The sequence below is a fragment of the Allobosea sp. NPDC055332 genome, from assembly GCF_053645455.1.
The window spans coordinates 106,602-124,132 of record NZ_JBSHMO010000005.1 but is presented as its reverse complement, the minus strand read 5'-3'; the positions used below and the strand labels follow the sequence as shown (position 1 = coordinate 124,132).

General features: G+C 67.2%; 17 protein-coding genes. 12 read left to right on the top strand and 5 right to left on the bottom strand.

Going from position 1 to position 17,531, the window contains the following annotated elements; translation table 11 throughout:
• Positions 1–30 precede the first annotated feature (30 nt).
• A complete protein-coding gene (locus ACWIGM_RS26035; protein ID WP_454028880.1) occupies positions 31–450 on the top strand; it encodes a helix-turn-helix domain-containing protein in 420 nt (139 codons plus the stop codon).
• A 110-nt stretch (positions 451–560) separates the two neighbouring features.
• Here the strand turns inward: ACWIGM_RS26035 and ACWIGM_RS26030 are convergent, their stop codons facing one another.
• The 3 genes from ACWIGM_RS26030 to ACWIGM_RS26020 form a co-directional block, all read right to left on the bottom strand.
• Complete coding sequence (locus ACWIGM_RS26030) at positions 561–851, bottom strand: hypothetical protein (RefSeq protein WP_454028879.1); 291 nt, start codon at positions 849–851, stop codon at positions 561–563.
• Complete coding sequence (locus ACWIGM_RS26025) at positions 844–1,488, bottom strand: acyl-homoserine-lactone synthase (protein ID WP_454028878.1); 645 nt, start codon at positions 1,486–1,488, stop codon at positions 844–846. Before ACWIGM_RS26025 ends, ACWIGM_RS26030 begins: the two co-directional genes overlap by 8 nt.
• A 147-nt stretch (positions 1,489–1,635) precedes the next feature.
• Positions 1,636–2,367: an autoinducer binding domain-containing protein gene (locus ACWIGM_RS26020; protein WP_454028877.1), complete on the bottom strand. Its 732-nt coding sequence runs from the start codon at positions 2,365–2,367 to the stop codon at positions 1,636–1,638.
• Positions 2,368–2,503: 136 nt separating this feature from the next.
• Here ACWIGM_RS26020 and ACWIGM_RS26015 point away from each other — a divergent pair, with 136 nt between their 5' ends.
• The 3 genes from ACWIGM_RS26015 (at position 2,504) to trmB (ending at position 5,058) form a co-directional block, all read left to right on the top strand.
• Entirely contained in the window at positions 2,504–2,917 is a 414-nt protein-coding gene (locus ACWIGM_RS26015) for a helix-turn-helix domain-containing protein (protein ID WP_454028876.1), read from the top strand.
• Between the two features lie 161 nt (positions 2,918–3,078).
• Complete coding sequence (metK, locus tag ACWIGM_RS26010; RefSeq protein ID WP_454028875.1) at positions 3,079–4,284, top strand: methionine adenosyltransferase; 1,206 nt, start codon at positions 3,079–3,081, stop codon at positions 4,282–4,284.
• Between the two features lie 81 nt (positions 4,285–4,365).
• Positions 4,366–5,058 (top strand): tRNA (guanine(46)-N(7))-methyltransferase TrmB, encoded by a 693-nt coding sequence (gene trmB / locus ACWIGM_RS26005; protein WP_454028874.1) that lies wholly within the window; start codon positions 4,366–4,368, stop codon positions 5,056–5,058.
• Here trmB and ACWIGM_RS26000 read toward each other — a convergent pair.
• Positions 5,006–6,121: a DUF2336 domain-containing protein gene (locus ACWIGM_RS26000; protein ID WP_454028873.1), complete on the bottom strand. Its 1,116-nt coding sequence runs from the start codon at positions 6,119–6,121 to the stop codon at positions 5,006–5,008. The two genes, trmB and ACWIGM_RS26000, sit on opposite strands and share 53 nt — an antisense overlap.
• A gap of 244 nt (positions 6,122–6,365) precedes the next feature.
• Here ACWIGM_RS26000 and rimP point away from each other — a divergent pair, with 244 nt between their 5' ends.
• The 7 genes from rimP to ACWIGM_RS25965 all read left to right on the top strand — a co-directional run bounded on the left by rimP (position 6,366) and on the right by ACWIGM_RS25965 (position 15,926).
• Complete coding sequence (gene rimP, locus ACWIGM_RS25995; protein WP_454028872.1) at positions 6,366–7,064, top strand: ribosome maturation factor RimP; 699 nt, start codon at positions 6,366–6,368, stop codon at positions 7,062–7,064.
• Between the two features lie 5 nt (positions 7,065–7,069).
• Positions 7,070–8,665 (top strand): transcription termination factor NusA, encoded by a 1,596-nt coding sequence (nusA, locus tag ACWIGM_RS25990; protein ID WP_454028871.1) that lies wholly within the window; start codon positions 7,070–7,072, stop codon positions 8,663–8,665.
• On the top strand, positions 8,662–9,351 hold the full coding sequence (locus ACWIGM_RS25985; RefSeq protein ID WP_454029404.1) for an RNA-binding protein: 690 nt from the start codon (positions 8,662–8,664) through the stop codon (positions 9,349–9,351). The genes nusA and ACWIGM_RS25985 overlap by 4 nt, the downstream gene beginning before the upstream one ends.
• A complete protein-coding gene (gene infB / locus ACWIGM_RS25980; protein ID WP_454028870.1) occupies positions 9,348–12,191 on the top strand; it encodes a translation initiation factor IF-2 in 2,844 nt (947 codons plus the stop codon). Before ACWIGM_RS25985 ends, infB begins: the two co-directional genes overlap by 4 nt.
• Positions 12,192–12,292: 101 nt before the next feature.
• Complete coding sequence (gene rbfA / locus ACWIGM_RS25975; protein WP_454028869.1) at positions 12,293–12,757, top strand: 30S ribosome-binding factor RbfA; 465 nt, start codon at positions 12,293–12,295, stop codon at positions 12,755–12,757.
• Positions 12,744–13,685: a tRNA pseudouridine(55) synthase TruB gene (truB, locus tag ACWIGM_RS25970; protein ID WP_454028868.1), complete on the top strand. Its 942-nt coding sequence runs from the start codon at positions 12,744–12,746 to the stop codon at positions 13,683–13,685. The genes rbfA and truB overlap by 14 nt, the downstream gene beginning before the upstream one ends.
• Positions 13,686–13,817: 132 nt before the next feature.
• Positions 13,818–15,926, top strand: coding sequence for a methyl-accepting chemotaxis protein (locus ACWIGM_RS25965; protein ID WP_454028867.1), 2,109 nt, complete (start codon positions 13,818–13,820; stop codon positions 15,924–15,926).
• On the opposite strand, the gene ACWIGM_RS25960 is transcribed toward ACWIGM_RS25965, so the two are convergent.
• On the bottom strand, positions 15,923–16,822 hold the full coding sequence (locus ACWIGM_RS25960; RefSeq protein ID WP_454028866.1) for an AraC family transcriptional regulator: 900 nt from the start codon (positions 16,820–16,822) through the stop codon (positions 15,923–15,925). The two genes, ACWIGM_RS25965 and ACWIGM_RS25960, sit on opposite strands and share 4 nt — an antisense overlap.
• 299 nt (positions 16,823–17,121) lie before the next feature.
• Here ACWIGM_RS25960 and ACWIGM_RS25955 point away from each other — a divergent pair, with 299 nt between their 5' ends.
• Positions 17,122–17,508, top strand: coding sequence for an Atu4866 domain-containing protein (locus ACWIGM_RS25955; RefSeq protein WP_454028865.1), 387 nt, complete (start codon positions 17,122–17,124; stop codon positions 17,506–17,508).
• Positions 17,509–17,531 lie beyond the last annotated feature (23 nt).

Genomic DNA, 17,531 nt, shown 5'->3' with positions numbered 1-17,531 from the left:
GACGGAGAAAATTAAGGGGACCGGCGAGACATGTTGAAGAAAGTACCCAACCCAATCGACCGCCATGTCGGCAGCCGCGTCCGGATGCGGCGCATGCTTGCCGGAGTCAGCCAGGAACGGCTCGGCGAAGCGCTCGGCCTGACCTTCCAGCAGGTCCAGAAATACGAGAAGGGCACCAACCGGATCAGTGCGAGCCGGTTGCAGCAGATCTCCAAGATGCTGGGCGTGCCAGTCGCCTTCTTCTTCGACGGCGCACCGACCGACGAGACGATGGAGAACGGCTTCGCCGATGCATCGGCCACGACCTATGTCGCCGACTTCCTCGCGACCAGCGAGGGCGTGCAGCTGACCAAGGCCTTCGTGCGCATCAAGAACCCGCGCGTGCGCCGCCGCATCGTCGATCTCGTCGAATCGCTCGGCGACACGCCGACCGAAACCATCGAGCAGTAAGGCTCGGTCCTCGCGCCAAACGCGAGTTCGCCTTGATCCGGCCAGGTCAGTCGGCCTGGCCGCCAAGTGCGTTTCGATACGCCGATCGACACCGTTCTTGCCGGCAGGCCCTAGTGCAGGGCCGGCGCGGCATCCTGCGTCAGCACGAGCGTGTTCCGGTTAACCCGCTGCAGCTGCGGGCTGGGGTTCATCAGCAGGAAATCCCTGAGCTTCGACTGATCCGGCTCCGACATGGAAAGGATCTGGACGGCGAGCCAGAGCTCATCCGGCAGGTCCATGCGGTAGGCGACATCGACCAGCTCCTGATGCACAGGCTGGCTACGCAGCAGATTGGTCAGCAATCCCAGCGCGTACTCGATCTTGTCGCGGCTGCTGCTGCCGGTGTCATGTTGATTAGACATGCGAGATCCTCCTCTCGCCCGGAGCCCGCTTGGCCTGACGGCGCGGCAGGATGACCGGCCCCTCGATGTTCTTGAAAGCGAGCGTGCGACGGTAGGCCTCTTCGCTCACCGTGATGATCGTGCCGACACAGTTCATCCCGTCGATCATCGTCGGCAGGCCGAGCGGCCGAACCTCCCAGCCCAGCTGCAGGAAACGCGGCATCCACCAGGTCTCCATCACCACCGTGATCGCCGCGATGTCATTGGCCAGGCAATGCTCGAACATGCCGGCGAGGACGGTGTGCAGGACCTTGCTATCGCTGCCGCGCCATTCCGGCACGACAAAGATGCGCGTCCATTCGACGATGTCGTTGCCGCGCTGCAGCCCGCGCACATCGGCCAGGAACGGAAAGACATCCGCCATCAGATGCGGGCACGTCGTGGGAACGAGCCGCGTGCCGCCGATCACGCGTCCGTTCTCGATCGCCAGCAGATAGGTCGCGTCCGCGGTGTCGAACTGGTCGACCTCCCGGCCATCGGGTCGTTCGAGCGCCATCCATTTGCGCTCGCCGACATAGATCTGATGCCGAATCCTGAAATGCTGTTCGAGTTCGGCCCCATAGAGATGCCGATTCCCGGCATCGACAACATGGATCATCGCCGCGTCCCTCTTCCTTGAGGGACTAAGGCTGGCTCCATTCAGGTTTCATGGGTATTCCGGAATTCCGGAAGAAGCGGTCGAATTCGACCGGATTCGAACGGTCGTTCCTATCGCAAAAGTGGTCCCGCCGCTACGAAACACGCTCTAGATGCTGATCTCGCCCCGGCGGTAGGCTTCGATCACGGTCCGCGTGCGACCCCTCACGCCGAGCTTCCTGGCGGCGTTCTCGAAATGAGCCTCCGCGGTCCCCGGCGAAACGCCCAGACGCTCGGCGACGCCCTCGGTCGTCTTGCCGGTCGCGAACCAGGTCAGGACCTCGCGCTCGCGGACTGTCAGGACATGTTCGAGACGGGCCGGCCGCAAGCAGTCCGCTGCCTTGCCATGGGCATAGATCGACATCAGGTGAATGGCCGAGCGGGCCTGCCGCGACAGATCGGGTCGGTCTCCCGCCATGGTGACGACGGCCTGAAAGCCGGACTCGCCGTGGATTGGTACGCAGAAGCCCTCGACCATGTTGAAGTCGCGGGCCCGGTGCATCACCTCGCGCTGGCGCGCGGACGCCCCGCCATCCTGATAAACATCGGCCCAGGCGAACGGGTCGACCGTCGTCTTGCAGTGGGCCGCGATCGGGTCCCAATCCGAGAAAGACTTCTCCAGATAGAGCTCAAACCAGCCCGGCGGCCAGCCGTTGAGGAGCACGAGCGGATCAATCCGGTCGCCGATCTCCGGCAGGCCGGTAATCAGGAAAGCGTGGAAACCATAGCTCGCAAGCTTGTCGCGCAAGGCAGCGATCACCGCACCCGGATCGTTGAGCGCGCCTAGCCGATCGATGAAATCGAGTGCGTCGCGTCCCGCGTTGAAATGCCGTCCCGACATGCCCCGCCTTCCTTGGCCCCATCATTTTCTCCGCAGTCGGGCCAAGAATCAACGCATATTGATACGTTTCTGTCCGGAGCCGGCGGTAGACGCGCGACCGGAAGTGCGGTTGAGTAAGGCAAGAGGTGAACGGCACATGCTGAAGAAGCTCCCAAATCCGATCGACCGCCATGTCGGCAGCCGCGTGCGCATGCAACGTATGCTGGTGGGCGTCAGCCAGGAAAAGCTCGGCGAGGCGCTCGGCCTGACCTTCCAGCAGGTGCAGAAATACGAGAAGGGCACGAACCGGATCAGCGCGAGTCGATTGCAGCAGATCGCCAAGATGCTGGGTGTGCCTGTCGCTTTCTTCTTTGAGGGTGCCCCGAGCGACGAGACAACCGCCGGCGGCTTCGCCGATGCGGCGGCCACGACCTATGTCGCCGACTTCCTCACGACCAGCGAAGGCGTCCAGCTGTCCAAGGCGTTCGTGCGCATCAAGAACCCACGCGTGCGCCGGCGGGTGATCGATCTCGTCGAGGCTCTGGCTGGCGACTCCAGTGAAATGCCTTGATTCTGCATTTTTTTGTTCGCCTTAACGAACGAAGCGTCTTCCAAAAAAATTTCTTCCCTTGACGGCGAACCTTTCCGCTGCAAAAGACGCTGCGCCTTTTTTATCCGGGCGCAGGTCTCCGCCGGCGCCGATTTCGCAGCCCTGAAAAGGATCCTCCGACCGTGTCGCGCCAGAACTATCTCTTCACCAGCGAGTCCGTTTCCGAAGGTCACCCGGACAAAGTCTGCGACCGGATTTCCGACGAGATCGTGGATCTGTTCTTCAAGGAGGCGATCAAGGCGGGCCATGATCCGGCGCAGGTGCGCGTCGCAGCCGAGACGCTCGCGACCACCAATCGCATCGTCGTCGCCGGCGAGGTCCGCACCCATCTCGACGAGAAGCAGATCAAGTCGAAGGTGAAGTCGGCGGCACGCAAGGCGGTCCGTGCGATCGGCTACGAGCAGGACGGCTTCCACTGGAAGAAGGCCAAGATCGACGTGCTGCTGCATCCGCAGTCGGCCGACATCGCCCAGGGCGTCGACGAAGGCAGCAACAAGGATGTCGGCGCCGGCGACCAGGGCATCATGTTCGGCTATGCCTGCCGCGAGACGCCCGAGCTGATGGCGGCCCCGATCTATTACGCCCACAAGATCCTCGAAGTCCTCGCCAAGGCCCGCCATGCCGGCGAAGGCGCGGCCGCCAAGCTCGGCCCCGACGCCAAGAGCCAGGTCACGGTCAAATACGAGAACGGCAAGCCGGTCGGCGTCACCCAGATCGTGCTCTCGACCCAGCATCTCGACGAGAAGCTGTCCTCGGCCGATGTCCGCAAGATCGTCGAGCCCTATATCCGTCAGACCCTGCCCGATGGCTGGATCTCCAAGGACACCGTCTGGCACGTCAACCCGACCGGCAAGTTCGTGATCGGTGGCCCCGACGGCGATGCCGGCCTGACCGGCCGCAAGATCATCGTCGACACCTATGGTGGCGCGGCTCCCCATGGCGGCGGCGCCTTCTCGGGCAAGGACCCGACCAAGGTCGACCGTTCGGCTGCCTATGCGGCGCGCTATCTCGCCAAGAACGTCGTCGCGGCCAAGCTCGCCGATCGCTGCACGATCCAGCTCTCCTACGCCATCGGCGTCGCCAAGCCGCTGTCGATCTATGTCGACCTGCACGGCACCGGCAAGGTCGACGAGGCCAAGCTCGAGGGCGTGCTCGGCGAGGTCATGGACCTGACGCCGCGCGGCATCCGCAACCATCTTGCTCTCAACAAGCCGATCTATGCCAAGTCGGCCGCCTATGGCCATTTCGGCCGCAAGGCCGGCCGTGACGGCAGCTTCTCCTGGGAGAAGACCGATCTGGTCGACGCGCTGAAGAAGGCCGTCGCCTGATCCGCCCGTCCGCGCGGACATCAAGGCCGGGGCGTCGCCCCGGCCTTTTTCTTTCCGGCCGCTCGCCGTAAAGGCATCCTCATGACAGAGCAGCACGATCCAGACCGGGCCTTCTTCGGCCGACGCAAGGGCAAGGGCCTGCGCCAGGGCCAGGCCGAGCGCATCGCCGAGACCCTGCCGGCGCTTCGCCTGCCGGACGGGCCGATCGCCGATCTGAAGGCGCTCTTCCCGGTTCCCGTCGAGGCGGTCAGGCTCGAGATCGGCTTCGGCGGTGGCGAGCACCTGCTGGCGCGCATGCGCGAGAGCCCGCAGATCGGCTTCATCGGCGTCGAGCCCTTCATCAACGGCATGGCCAAGTTCCTGGCCGTGATCGAACAGGAGGGCCTGCGCAACATCCGGCTCTGGGATGGCGACGCAGCGCTGCTCCTGCCGCGATTTCCGGCCGGCAGCATCGACGCGGCCGACCTGCTCTACCCGGACCCCTGGCCGAAACGCCGGCAGCGCAAGCGCCGCTTCGTCTCGGAGCGGACGCTTTCGCTGCTCGCCAGGGTGCTGCGGCCGGACGGGCGCTTCCGCTTCGCCAGCGACATCGACGACTATGTCGGCTGGACGCTGGCGCGTCTCATCGCCTCGCCCGATTTCGACTGGGTCGACGAAAATGCCGCCGACTGGCGCCAGCCCTATCCGGGCTGGGTCCGGACCCGCTACGAGGCCAAGGCGATCAAGGCCGGGCGAGTGCCGAGCTATCTGACTGCGCGCCGTCGCGCATCCTGAGGAAGCCGAGCACGCGCTGCGCCGTCGTCGGCGTCAGATTGCGGAAGCTCTGCCGCGCCCGCTCCAGCACCGGGGCGGACTTGCCGTCGCCCTTGCGCAGGCCGATCAGCGCCCTGGTCGTTTCCCACGACCAGCCCATGCCGCGTCCGACCAGCAGGACGGCATCGCGATCGGGCCCGAACACGATCTGCTCGGTCGCCGGCAAGGTGAGCCGTGCCAGCGTGGCGACGCCGCAGATCGCGTGCTCGACCGCGCCGGAGATCGCGTATTGCGCGACCACCGATTCATCGAGCTTTCCGGCCTCGTCGAGGATCTTGACGTCCGCCAGCGCCTTTCCGAACCGGCCCAATTCATCGCCGATGGCTGCCTGGACCGATACGGCCTCGGCACCGCGCTCGACCGCACCGGCGACGGCACCAGCCAGGGACGGCTCGAGCGAGGCTTCGAGCCGACGGCGAGCCGAGCTCTTGGCCGCCGCCATCAGCTGTTCGGCAAGATCGGCCGGGATGTCGGCGCGCGAGCCCAGTGTCGCCTGCAGGGCGTCGTCCTGGGCCGCGCGCATGACGAGGACGCCCATGCCATGGCGGGAGAAGCGAGCGGTCTGGTTGGCGGCGACCGCATGGCTCACGACGCGTCCGCCACGCAGGATCAGGAAATCGGTGACCGGCTCGCCCAGATCCGGCCGCTCGGTGATAGCGAGCATGTGGTCGCGCCCCTTCGCAGCGGCGATGGCGACGAGATCATGATCGCTGAGGCGCTTCGAGGCGACGAGGACAGGCCGCGCGACCGCAATCTCGTCGAGGGCGAGCTGGCGGACGACGCCGCTCGGCGCATTGGGGACGGGAGCGAGCCGCTCGGCCAGCTCGATGCGCGCCCTCATCTCGATCGCACGGGCAAGGCGGCCGATCACCACGTCGAAAACGCCGACCTGATCCTCGCCCATGTCCTTGGCCGTGCTGAGGAAGAGATCGGTCAGCCGTGACAGGATGACAGCGCGCTCATCGGTCGAGCCGCGCGACATCGTCGTCTCGAGATCGCGCAACAACGCTCCGACAGGACTCATCACGCAACCTCGCGACACACCATCCCGACGTCGTAGCAGTGAAGAATGACCAGCCCGTTAGCGGGATCGTCGAAATCGAGGACAGGCTTGCAAGATCGCAGAAACGGGACTAGATAGCGGCCAACAGCTCTGGTTTCGGTGTAAGCCGGCGATCAAGAGCGGGCCCACCGGCCCGCTCTTTTTTATTGGCCGAACCGCCCATGAGTCTTTTTTGGAGCCGGCGGGAGACGGGCGAGCCATACGGATGGTCGAGCAGAACAGCCAAGGTCAGGAAGAGCGGATCGTCGTCGAGAGCGGCGTCGCCGCGCGCGTCGCGGCAATCGTCGAGCCGGCGATCATGGATCTCGGCTACCGGCTGGTGCGCGTGCGCGTCTCCGGCCAGAACGGCTGCACCGTCCAGATCATGGCCGAGCTCCCGGACGGCACCATGACCGTCGAGGGTTGCGAAGCCGTGAGCCAGGCAGCGTCGCCGGCACTCGACGTCGACGATCCGATCCAGGCGGCGTATCATCTGGAAGTGTCGTCGCCGGGTATCGACCGGCCGCTGGTCAGGCCGAGCGATTTCGAGCGCTGGGCCGGCCACCTGACCAAGATCGAGACCAGCGAGCCCTTCGCCGGGCGCAAGCGCTTCCGCGGCATCCTGCGGGGCGCCAGCGGAACCGACGCCCTGCTGAGCCGCGATGACGCCAAGGCCGACGAGGAGCGCGATGTCGCGATCCCGATGCGCCTGATCGCCGAGGCGCGGCTGGTGCTGACCGACGCGTTGGTCACCGAATCGCTCCGGCGCGGCAAATCGGGCCTGGCGCCGGAAATGCCGCCCGCCGACGAGATCGCCCAGCCCGTACCCGGGCGCGGCAAGTCGCTCGGCCCCCGTGATCCCAAGGCCCGCAAGCCGGGCAAGGGCGCCAAGGGGCCGGTGCAGAACACAGAAGAAGAGGAGTGAGCGCCATGGCCGTCAGCGCCAACCGGCTCGAGCTGTTGCAGATCGCCGACGCCGTCGCCCGCGAGAAGTCGATCGACCGGCAGATCGTGATCGACGCGATGCAGGACGCGATCGCCAAGGCGGCGCGCTCGCGCTACGGCGCCGAGACCGACGTCCATGCCGAGATCAACCCGAAATCGGGCGAACTGCGGCTGGCACGCCATCTCCAGGTCGTCGACCTCGTCGAGAACGGTGCCGTCGAGATCACGGTCGACGAAGCCAAGCGCCACAACCCGGCTGCCCAGGTCGGCGATGTGATCGCCGATCCGCTGCCGCCCTTCGATTTCGGCCGCATCGCGGCGCAGTCGGCCAAGCAGGTCATCGTGCAGAAGGTGCGCGAGGCCGAGCGTGACCGGCAGTACGACGAATACAAGGACCGCATCGGCGAGATCGTCAACGGCGCGGTCAAGCGCGTCGAATACGGCAACGTCTTCGTCGATCTGGGCCGCGGCGAGGCGATCATCCGCCGCGACGAGATGATCCCGCGCGAGACCTTCAAGGTCGGCGACCGCGCCCGCGCCTATGTCTACGACGTGCGCCGCGAGCCGCGTGGACCCCAGATCTTCTTGTCGCGCACCCATCCGCAGTTCATGGCCAAGCTGTTCGGCCAGGAAGTGCCTGAGATCTATGACGGCATCGTCGAGGTCAAGGCCGTCGCCCGCGATCCGGGCTCGCGCGCCAAGATCGCCGTGATCTCGCGTGATTCCTCGATCGATCCGGTCGGCGCCTGCGTCGGCATGCGCGGCTCGCGCGTGCAGGCCGTGGTCGGCGAGCTCCAGGGCGAGAAGATCGACATCATCCCGTGGTCGCCCGATGTCGCGACCTTCGTCGTCAACGCCCTGCAGCCGGCGGAAGTCGCCAAGGTCGTGCTCGACGAGGAAGCGGACAAGATCGAGGTCGTGGTGCCGGACGAGCAGCTCTCGCTCGCGATCGGCCGCCGCGGCCAGAATGTCCGCCTCGCCTCGCAGCTCACCGGCTGGGATATCGACATCCTGACCGAGGCCGAAGAATCGGAGCGCCGCCAGAAGGAGTTCGTGCAGCGCACCGAGCTGTTCATGAACGCCCTCAACGTCGACGAAACCGTCGGCCAGCTGCTCGCCTCGGAAGGCTTCCGCTCGGTCGAGGAGGTCGCCTATGTCGAGCCGAGCGAATTGTCCTCGATCGAGGGCTTCGACGAGGATACCGCTGCCGAGATCCAGAACCGTGCCCAGGAGTATCTGGCCGCGGTCGAGGCCGAGCTCGATGACAAGCGCAAGGCGCTGGGGGTCGAGGACGAGCTGCGCGAGGTCGAAGGCATCACCACCGCGATGATGGTCGCGCTCGGCGAGAACGACGTGAAGAACGTCGAGGACCTCGCCGGCTGCGCCACCGACGATCTGGTCGGCTGGACCGAGCGCAAGGACGGCGAGACCACCCGCCATTCCGGCTATCTCGACGGTTTCGACCTGTCGCGGCAGGACGCCGAGGCGATCGTGATGGCGGCCCGCATCAAGGCGGGCTGGGTCGAGGCGCCGGAGCCGGAAGCCGAGGTCGAGGCTGAAGCCGAGGAGTCGCAGGCCTGAGCCGGCGCGCCGAACGAGAAGGTCCGGAGCGGACCTGCGCGGTGACGCGCCAGGCACGGGTACCGGAGGATCTGATCCGCTTCGTGGTCGGCCCCGGCGAGGTGCTGGTGCCGGACATCAGGCGCAAGTTGCCGGGGCGCGGCGTCTGGGTCTCGCTCAGCGAGGCTGCCGTCCGCGAGGCGGTGAAGCGGCGCGCTTTCGAGCGCTCGCTGAAGACGAAGGTCACGGTGTCGCCCGAGCTTGCGGCCGAGGTCGACGCCCTGCTGGCCAAGGATGCGGTCCAGGCGCTGGCGATGGCCAACAAGGCCGGTCTCGTCGTCAGCGGCTTCGCCAAGGTCGAGGCGCTCGCCCAGGCCGGACGCGCTGCCGCGGTGATCGCCGCCAGCGATGGCGCCGAGGACGGCAAACGCAAGATCGGCCAGGCGCTGCGGCGGGCGCCGATGCCGAAAGAGATACCGGTCGTGGCGAATTTCGCCGCGGCCGAACTGGAACTGGCGCTCGGGCGGGAGCATGTGATACATGCAGCGCTTGCTCCGGGTCCGGCGACTGAGGGTTTCCTCGCGCGCTGGCGTCGGCTCGTCCGCTTCCGGACGAACGATGCTGGCGAAACGGCGTTTATCGACCCGGTCGAATCCGACGCGCGCGACCATACGAAGACCGAACCGGCAGGACCGAAAGCGGAATGAGTGACACCAAGACCCCCGGCGACAAGACCTTGAGCGTGACGCCTCCCAAGACGTTGTCGCTGAAGCGCCCTGTCGAACAGAGCACGGTTCGTCAGAGCTTCTCGCATGGGCGTTCGAAGCAGGTCGTCGTCGAGGTCAAGCGCCGCGTCGGCGGCCACGAGCCCGCTCCGGCGCCCGTCGCCCGTGCGCCCCAGCCACCTCAGGCTCCGACGCCGCCGCGGCCGCAGGCGCCCCAGCCGGCACCGCAGGCCAATCGGCCAGCCAGTGGCATGCTGCTGCGCACGCTCTCGGACGACGAGAAAGATGCGCGCCAGCGCGCCCTTTCCGATGCCCGCGCGGTCGAAGCGGAGGCTCGTGCCCGCGCCGAGGACGAGGCACGCCAGCGCGCCGCCCGCGAAGCCCGCGAACGCTCCGAGCGTGAGGCCGCCCAGGCCCGCCAGCGCGAGGAGGAAGATCGCCGCCGCCAGGAAGACGAGCACAAGCGCCGGGCCGAGAGCGCCGCTCGCCAGCGCATGGGCGAAGAGGCCGCGCCGCCCCGTCCTGCGCCACCGCGCGACGCCGCTCCGCCGGCCGCGCCGCAGCAACCCTATGCCCAACAGCAGCGCCCGGCGCCGTCCGGCCCGCGCGAGCCGCGCGAAACGCGCGAGTATGGCTCGCCGCGCCCGCCGTCCCGCGATGTCGGCGCCCGCCCGCCGCGGCTCGATTTCCGTCCACCGCGCTCGGATGCGCCGCGCGGCCCCCGTCCCGATCCCAACGCGACCGCCGAGCCGCTCGTCGCCCGGCCCGCGCGCCAGGCGCCGTCTTCGGCAGGCGCGCCGCGCAGCCGTCCCGATGACGGCGAAGCGCGTCCCGCCTTCCGTCGCCCCGGCGGCAGCCCCGGCGGTGCCCCGCGCGGCGCCCCGGCACCGGCTCCAAAGACCCCGAAGGTCGGCGAGAAGCCGCGCGGCCGCCTGACGCTGTCGACCGCCACGGGCGGGGACGACGAGCGGACCCGCTCGCTCGCCTCGTTCCGCCGCCGTGTGCAGCGCATGACCGGCCATCGCGCCTCGGACGTCGCCAAGGAGCGCGTGATGCGCGAGGTGATCATCCCGGAGACGATCACCATCCAGGAACTCGCGAACCGTATGACGGAGCGCGGCGTCGACGTCATCCGCCTGCTGATGAAGCAGGGCGCGATGCACAAGATCACCGACGTGATTGACGCCGACACCGCCCAGCTCGTCGCCGAGGAAATGGGCCACACCGTCAAGCGCGTCGCCGAATCCGACGTCGAGGAAGGCCTGTTCGACACGCCGGACACCGATGAGACCCTGGTCTCGCGTCCGGCGGTCGTGACCATCATGGGCCATGTCGACCACGGCAAGACCTCGCTGCTCGACGCGATCCGCAAGACCCATGTCGTCTCCGGCGAAGCCGGTGGCATCACCCAGCATATCGGCGCCTATCAGGTGACGACGCCGAATGGTGCCAAGGTGACCTTCATCGACACGCCCGGCCACGCCGCCTTCACGGCGATGCGCGCTCGCGGCGCCAAGGTGACGGACGTGGTCGTGCTGGTGGTCGCCGCTGATGACGGCGTGATGCCGCAGACGGTCGAGGCCATCAACCACGCCAAGGCGGCGAAGGTGCCGCTGATCGTGGCGATCAACAAGATCGACAAGTCCGACGCCAACCCGGACCGGGTCCGTTCCGAGCTGCTGCAATACGAGATCCAGGTCGAGTCGCTCGGCGGCGAGACCCTGGAAATCGAAGTCTCGGCCAAGACCGGCCAGGGACTCGACACGCTGCTCGAGGCGATCGCGCTGCAGGCCGAGGTGCTCGACATCAAGGCCAATCCCGAGCGCGCCGCAGAAGGCACGGTGATCGAGGCCAAGCTCGACCGCGGCCGCGGCCCGGTCGCGACCGTCCTCGTCCAGCGCGGCACGCTGCGTACCGGTGACATCATCGTCGCCGGCTCGGAATGGGGCCGCGTCCGCGCGCTGATCTCCGATACCGGCGCCCAGATCAAGGAAGCGGCGCCGTCGCTTCCGGTCGAGGTGCTCGGCTTCAACGGCACGCCGGAAGCCGGCGATCGCGTCGCGGTCGTCGAGTCGGAAGCCCGTGCCCGCGAGATCACCGACTACCGTGAGCGCCAGAAGCGCGACCGCCTCGCCGCCCGCGGCGCCGGCTCGGGCGCCGGCCGCTCGCTCGCCGAGATGATGCGCGAACTGAAGGAAGGCGCCGGCCGCAAGGAGTTCCCGCTCGTCGTCAAGGGCGACGTGCAGGGCTCGGTCGAAGCCATCGTCGGCTCGCTCGAGAAGGTCGGCAATGACGAGGTCCGCGCCCGCGTGCTCTCGTCCGGCGTCGGCGCGATCACCGAATCCGACGTCACGCTGGCCCAGGCTTCGGGCGCGGTGGTGATCGGCTTCAACGTCCGCGCCCACAAGGAAGCGCGCGAAGCGGCCGAACGGGCCGGCGTCGAGATCCGTTACTACAGCATCATCTACAACCTGATGGATGATGTGAAGGACGCGATGTCGGGCCTGCTGGCGCCGACCCTGCGCGAGACCATGCTCGGCAACGCGCAGATCCTCGAGATCTTCAACGTCTCGAAGGTCGGCAAGATCGCCGGCTGCCGCGTCACCGACGGCACGATCGAGCGCGGCGCCAATGTCCGCCTGATCCGCGACGGCGTCGTGGTTCACGAGGGCAAGCTCGCCCAGCTCAAGCGCTTCAAGGACGACGCCAAGGAAGTGGTCGCCGGCCAGGAGTGCGGCATGTCCTTCGAGAGCTACCAGGACATGCGCGCTGGCGACGTGATCGAGTGCTTCCGTGTCGAGGAGATCAAGCGCAGCCTCTGACAGGCACGCTTGCTCCCCGGATAGCTACAAATGGCCGGGCTTTCGCCCGGCCATGACGTTTCAAACCCGTCCGTCCGGTCCGATCCCGGAGAACGAGAACCATGGCAAAGAAACCCAACACACAGGGCTCCGGGCCCTCGCAGCGGCAATTGCGCGTCGGCGAACTGATCCGTCACGCCTTGGCGGAGATGCTGGCGCGCGGCGGCATCCATGACGATGTGCTGGCCAAGCACGTCATTACCGTGCCCGAGGTCCGGCTCTCGCCCGATCTCAAGCTCGCAACCTGCTACATCATGCCGCTCGGCGGCCAGGACATCGCGGCGGTGCTGAAGGCACTCGACGGGCACAAGCGCCATATCCGTGGCGAGATCGCCCATCGCGTGAACCTGAAATATGCGCCGAACGTCCGTTTCCTGCAGGATGAGAGCTTCGCCGAGGCCGAGCGCATCGATGCGCTGCTCTATTCGGACAAGGTGCGCCAGGACATCCTGAAGCAGCCGTTGCGCATCGACCAGGACATTGACCAGGACCTGGACCAGCAAGACAAGCATCATGACGACGACTGACGAGAACCGCCCGGCAGAGGCGGATGGCGGCCGGCCGCCGCGGCCCAAGAAGCGCGACGTGCATGGCTGGGTCGTGCTCGACAAGCCGATCGGGATGACCTCGACCCATGCGGTCGCCGTGGTGAAGCGCGCCTATAACGCCAAGAAAGCCGGCCATGCCGGCACGCTCGACCCGCTTGCCTCGGGCCTTCTGCCGATTGCGCTGGGCGAAGCGACCAAGACCGTCCCCTTCGTGATGGACGGGCGCAAAGCCTATGAATTCACCGTCGCCTGGGGCTCGCAGACCGATACCGACGACACCGAGGGCAAAGTCGTCGCGACCTCCGAGCTCCGGCCCGACGAGCCGGCGATCGCAGCCCTGCTGCCGCGCTTCACCGGCACGATCCAGCAGGTGCCGCCGAAGTTCTCGGCGATCAAGATCGCCGGCGAGCGCGCCTACGACCTCGCCCGCGATGGCGAGGAGGTGACGCTGGAAGCCCGCCCGGTCGAGATTACCGCGCTGCGCATCGTCCGCCATGATGGCCCGACCACGACCTTCGAGGCCGAATGCGGCAAGGGCACCTATGTCCGCGCCATCGCCCGCGACCTCGGACTGGCGCTCGGCTGCCTCGGCCATGTCGCGCATCTGCGCCGCACCCGCGTCGGCCCGTTCGCGGTGGCCGATGCGGCCACGGTGGAGATTCTGCGCGAGGGCGACGGTGCCGCAGAGGCATTGCTGCCGGTCTCGGCGGCGCTGGCGCTGATTCCGGAGATCGTGATCCATCGCGACGCTGCGCTTCGGCTGAAGCGCGGCCAGAGCGTGCTGCTGCGCGGCCGCGACGCGCCCTTGGAGGCGGACGCAGTCTATGCGGTGAGCGGCGGCGTGCTGATCGCGACCGGCTCGATCACGCAGGGCGAATTCGTGCCGCATCGCGTCTTCAACCTGTAGAAGAGCGCTCTGAAGCGCACACGCATGTCGTGGTGCAGTTCGTCCTGAATGGAACGAATTGCCCGCAAAACAGGGCCTTTTTGGTCGATTTCGACCCTGTTTAAAGCGAAATTTACCAGTTTGGACGGGTTCTTGAGTCTGGTCGACCTCGGCCGCCTCAAGGAGCCGCCCGTGAAGAAGCTCGCCTCCCTCTGGCTACCCATCTCCAACCGGCTCGCGATCGTCGGTATCGCCATCTTCGCTGCCGCAATTGCGGCATCGGTGATCGTCTCGATCCGCGCCGCCGACAGCGCGATGCGCGAACGGGCTCAGGCAAGCCTGACCATCAACATCAACCTGCTTCGGGATATCCTCTCCGCCAAGGGCGAGCCGCGGCTGGAGGGCGACAAGCTCTATTTCGGCTCTGAGCCGGTCAACGGCAATTTCGCCGCCGTCGACAAGGTCAAGGCACTCTCCGGTGGCACCGCGACCGTGTTCATGGGCGACACGCGCGTCACGACCAACGTCCAGAAGCCGGATGGCTCGCGCGCGGTGGGCACCAAGCTCGCGCAGGGTCCCGCCCATGACGCTGTCTTCAAGGAACGCCGTACCTATTCCGGCGCCGCCGACATCCTCGGCGTTCCCTATTTCACCATCTACGAGCCGATCATCCAGAAGTCGGACAATGCCGTGATCGGCATCCTCTATGTCGGCATCAAGCAGTCGGATTTCCTCACCGTCATCGACGAGATGATCCGCAACAACGTCATCGCCGGCCTCGTGATCGCCGCGATCGGCGGGACGCTGCTGTTCTGGCTGACCCGCCGGACGTTGAGACCCCTGGGCCAGCTCAAGGAAACGATGCTGAAGCTCGCAGCTGGCGATCTCGCCAGCGAGCCGCCAAAGCTGCGCAGCGGCGACGAAGTCGCGGCGATGGCCGATGCCGTCGGCATCCTGCGCGAAGCCGCGATCGAGAAAGCGCGACTGGAGACCGAGGCGACCGAGCAGTCGGAGCGGACGGACGCCGAGCGCCGCAGCAACCAGGCCGAACGCGAGCGTACGGCTGCGCTGCAGCGCGACCATGCCCAGCAGCAGGAGGCGATCGTCCGCGCCCTCGCCGCCGGGCTGGAACGCCTCGCCCAGGCCGACCTGACGTGCCGGATCGAGGATGCCTTCCCGGCGGAGTACGAACAGCTCCGCGCCGATTTCAACGAAGCCGTCGATCGCCTTTCGGCGACGGTGTCGACGATCCAGGCGACGGCGTCGGATGTCGGCATCGCGGCGCGCGAGATCAATATGGGCGCCGACGACCTGTCAAAGCGGACCGAGGAGCAGGCCTCCTCGCTGGAGGAGACGGCGGCGACGACCGAGGAGCTCGCCGCCTCGGTGAAGGCTTCGGCGCAAGGCGCGCGCCAGGCGGCTGCGGTCGCCGAGGAGGCGATGAAGGCGGCCCAGGATGGCGGCGCCATCGCCGGCGAGGCGGTCAGCGCCATGGCCCGCATCGAGGAGGCCTCCCGCAAGATCTCCGACATCATCCGGGTGATCGACGACATCGCCTTCCAGACCAACCTGCTGGCGCTCAATGCGGCGGTCGAGGCGGCAAGGGCCGGCGATGCCGGCAAGGGCTTTGCCGTGGTCGCTAGCGAAGTGCGCACCCTCGCCCAGCGCTCGGGCGAGGCGGCCAAGGACATTTCCGGGCTGATCTCCTCGTCCAATGCCGAAGTCGAGCAGGGCGTGCGGCTGGTGCGCCGGGCCGGGGACTCGCTCGAAAAGATCCTCGCCGCCTCGCAGAAGGTCACCGGCACGATCCAGGAGATCTCGGCGGCCTCGGCCGAGCAGGCGCATGGCATCGACGAGATGAGCCAGGCGGTCGCCCATCTCGACGAGATGACGCAGGCCAATGCGGCCCTGGCCGAACAGAGCGCCGCATCGGCCGGGGCGCTCTCCGGCCGCATCGGCGAACTCAACACGCTGGTCGCCAGCTTCCGCACCGGGAATGGCAGCAGCGGCGTCCTGGCAACCGGAGCGGCCTCCGGCAGCACCGGCACGCGCTCTGCCGCCAGGACCGCCCTGCGGGCTCCTGCACGCCCCATCAGCGCGGCGCCGCACCCGGCCGGCCCGGCCGATCGCGCCAGCGGCCAGGCACCCGAGCCCGAGCGCCTGCGCCAGCTCGCCGAGGCCGCCTTCGCCCAGAGCAAGGCAGCACCGGCGCGCAAAGCCGCCAATGGCCGCGCCGGCGATGCCGGATGGGAGGAATTCTAGGCGGCGTCAGCCGCTGCGACGCCGCGGAAACGCGCGACATCGCGCAGCGGTGGAGCACCGAACAGGCGGCTGTATTCCCGGCTGAACTGCGAGGGGCTCTCATAGCCGACCTCGAACCCGGCAGATGCCGCGTCGCGTGCATTGGCCAGGATCAGCCGGCGCGCCTCCTGCAGTCGCAACTGCTTCTGGTATTGCAGCGGGCTCATCGCAGTCACCGCCTTGAAATGCAGATGCAGCGCCGATGGGCTCATCCGCGCCTCCGCCGCGACGATCTCAACGCTGAAAGGACTGCGGTAATTGCGCTTGATCCAGCCGATGGCGCGGTTCACCTGCTGCAGCTTGCTCTCGGCCACAGCGATCTGGCGCAGACGCGCCGCCTGTTCGCTGATCAGCAGGCGATAAAGGATCTCGCGCTCGACCAATGGCGCGAGTACCGCAATGTCGGCGGGAGAGGCCAGAAGGCTGGTCAGCCTGATCACGGCATCGCGCAAGGCCGGCGTCAGTGTGCTGACCACCATGCCCGGACCAGGCGCGACCTCCCGCTCGGCGAGTGGCGCGGTTTCCAGCATCAGCGCGCCGATCGCGGCTGGGTCAAGCTCGAGCTTGACGCAGAGATAGGGCTTGTCAGGCGTCGCCTCGATCACCTGGCCGATGACCGGCAGATCGAGCGAGACGACGAGGCAATGCGCGGCGTCATAGCGGTAGATCTGGTTGCCCAGGATCACCTGCTTGGCGCCCTGGGCGATGATGCAGAGCGCCGGCTCGTGCAGGCCGTGCATCGGCTCGCTCGGCTGCGAGAGACGGACGACTTTCATACGCGGGATCGCGGTTTCGTGGACACCGTCGGTCGGCGCGAAGCGCGCGATCAGTGCGGCGAGTTCCTGGACCTGGGGCATGCGCCGGCCTCCATAGCGGGTGGCCGAGGCCATCCGACTGCCTGGACTTTCATATAAGGAAGTACCGTGGCTTTGCCATGGGCGGACTGCAACGCTGGAGGATCAGGCAATGATCGCGGCGGATCGGTCTACCGCTCCATGCTCGCTCCGATGCATTGTCCTGGCATACCGGCAGCGTCGTCGACCAACGGACCCAGAGGCGGAACGCTCTGGCGCCCGGAGCCGGTTGCTACTGACATATTCCCGTCAAAGGCGGCGCTATCAGCACCGCCCAACAACCTGAACGAAAGGAGATCATCATGCCCTTCAGCCAGGTCTTCCAGTCGCTCGGCGCCATCGCGTCGATCATCGTCCCGGCCAAGCCGTCGGTTCGCCCGCTCGAGATCGATCTCGAGCTGCCCGAGCCACTCAGCAAGGCCGAGCGCGCCGTGCTCGGCCGCTGGGTCAGCGAGGATGGAGCCGTCCGGCTCGATCTTCGGCCCAATGGCCGCTTCGGCAAACAGCGCGACCAGACCCCGAGCCATGGCGGGCGCTACGAGGTCGATGCGTCGCAGCTCTATTTCGAGAGCGACGCAGGCCATGTCTGGCGCGGCGAACTCCGCCGCGGCCAGCTCGCCTTCGGCGAGAAGCGCTTCCGCCGGACCCTGCAGCTGGACCCGGTCAGACTGATCCAGTCTGACCGGTAAGCTCACGCAACGCTGGGACGAGA

Bases quoted from the DNA above. Each gene is read 5' to 3' on its own strand.
- ACWIGM_RS26035 (WP_454028880.1), top strand. From the start codon at position 31: ATGTTGAAGAAAGTACCCAACCCAATCGACCGCCATGTCGGCAGCCGC.
- ACWIGM_RS26030 (WP_454028879.1), bottom strand. From the start codon at position 851: ATGTCTAATCAACATGACACCGGCAGCAGCAGCCGCGACAAGATCGAG.
- ACWIGM_RS26025 (WP_454028878.1), bottom strand. From the start codon at position 1,488: ATGATCCATGTTGTCGATGCCGGGAATCGGCATCTCTATGGGGCCGAA.
- ACWIGM_RS26020 (WP_454028877.1), bottom strand. From the start codon at position 2,367: ATGTCGGGACGGCATTTCAACGCGGGACGCGACGCACTCGATTTCATC.
- ACWIGM_RS26015 (WP_454028876.1), top strand. From the start codon at position 2,504: ATGCTGAAGAAGCTCCCAAATCCGATCGACCGCCATGTCGGCAGCCGC.
- trmB (WP_454028874.1), top strand. From the start codon at position 4,366: ATGACAGAGCAGCACGATCCAGACCGGGCCTTCTTCGGCCGACGCAAG.
- ACWIGM_RS26000 (WP_454028873.1), bottom strand. From the start codon at position 6,121: ATGAGTCCTGTCGGAGCGTTGTTGCGCGATCTCGAGACGACGATGTCG.
- rimP (WP_454028872.1), top strand. From the start codon at position 6,366: ATGGTCGAGCAGAACAGCCAAGGTCAGGAAGAGCGGATCGTCGTCGAG.
- nusA (WP_454028871.1), top strand. From the start codon at position 7,070: ATGGCCGTCAGCGCCAACCGGCTCGAGCTGTTGCAGATCGCCGACGCC.
- infB (WP_454028870.1), top strand. From the start codon at position 9,348: ATGAGTGACACCAAGACCCCCGGCGACAAGACCTTGAGCGTGACGCCT.
- rbfA (WP_454028869.1), top strand. From the start codon at position 12,293: ATGGCAAAGAAACCCAACACACAGGGCTCCGGGCCCTCGCAGCGGCAA.
- truB (WP_454028868.1), top strand. From the start codon at position 12,744: ATGACGACGACTGACGAGAACCGCCCGGCAGAGGCGGATGGCGGCCGG.
- ACWIGM_RS25960 (WP_454028866.1), bottom strand. From the start codon at position 16,822: ATGCCCCAGGTCCAGGAACTCGCCGCACTGATCGCGCGCTTCGCGCCG.
- ACWIGM_RS25955 (WP_454028865.1), top strand. From the start codon at position 17,122: ATGCCCTTCAGCCAGGTCTTCCAGTCGCTCGGCGCCATCGCGTCGATC.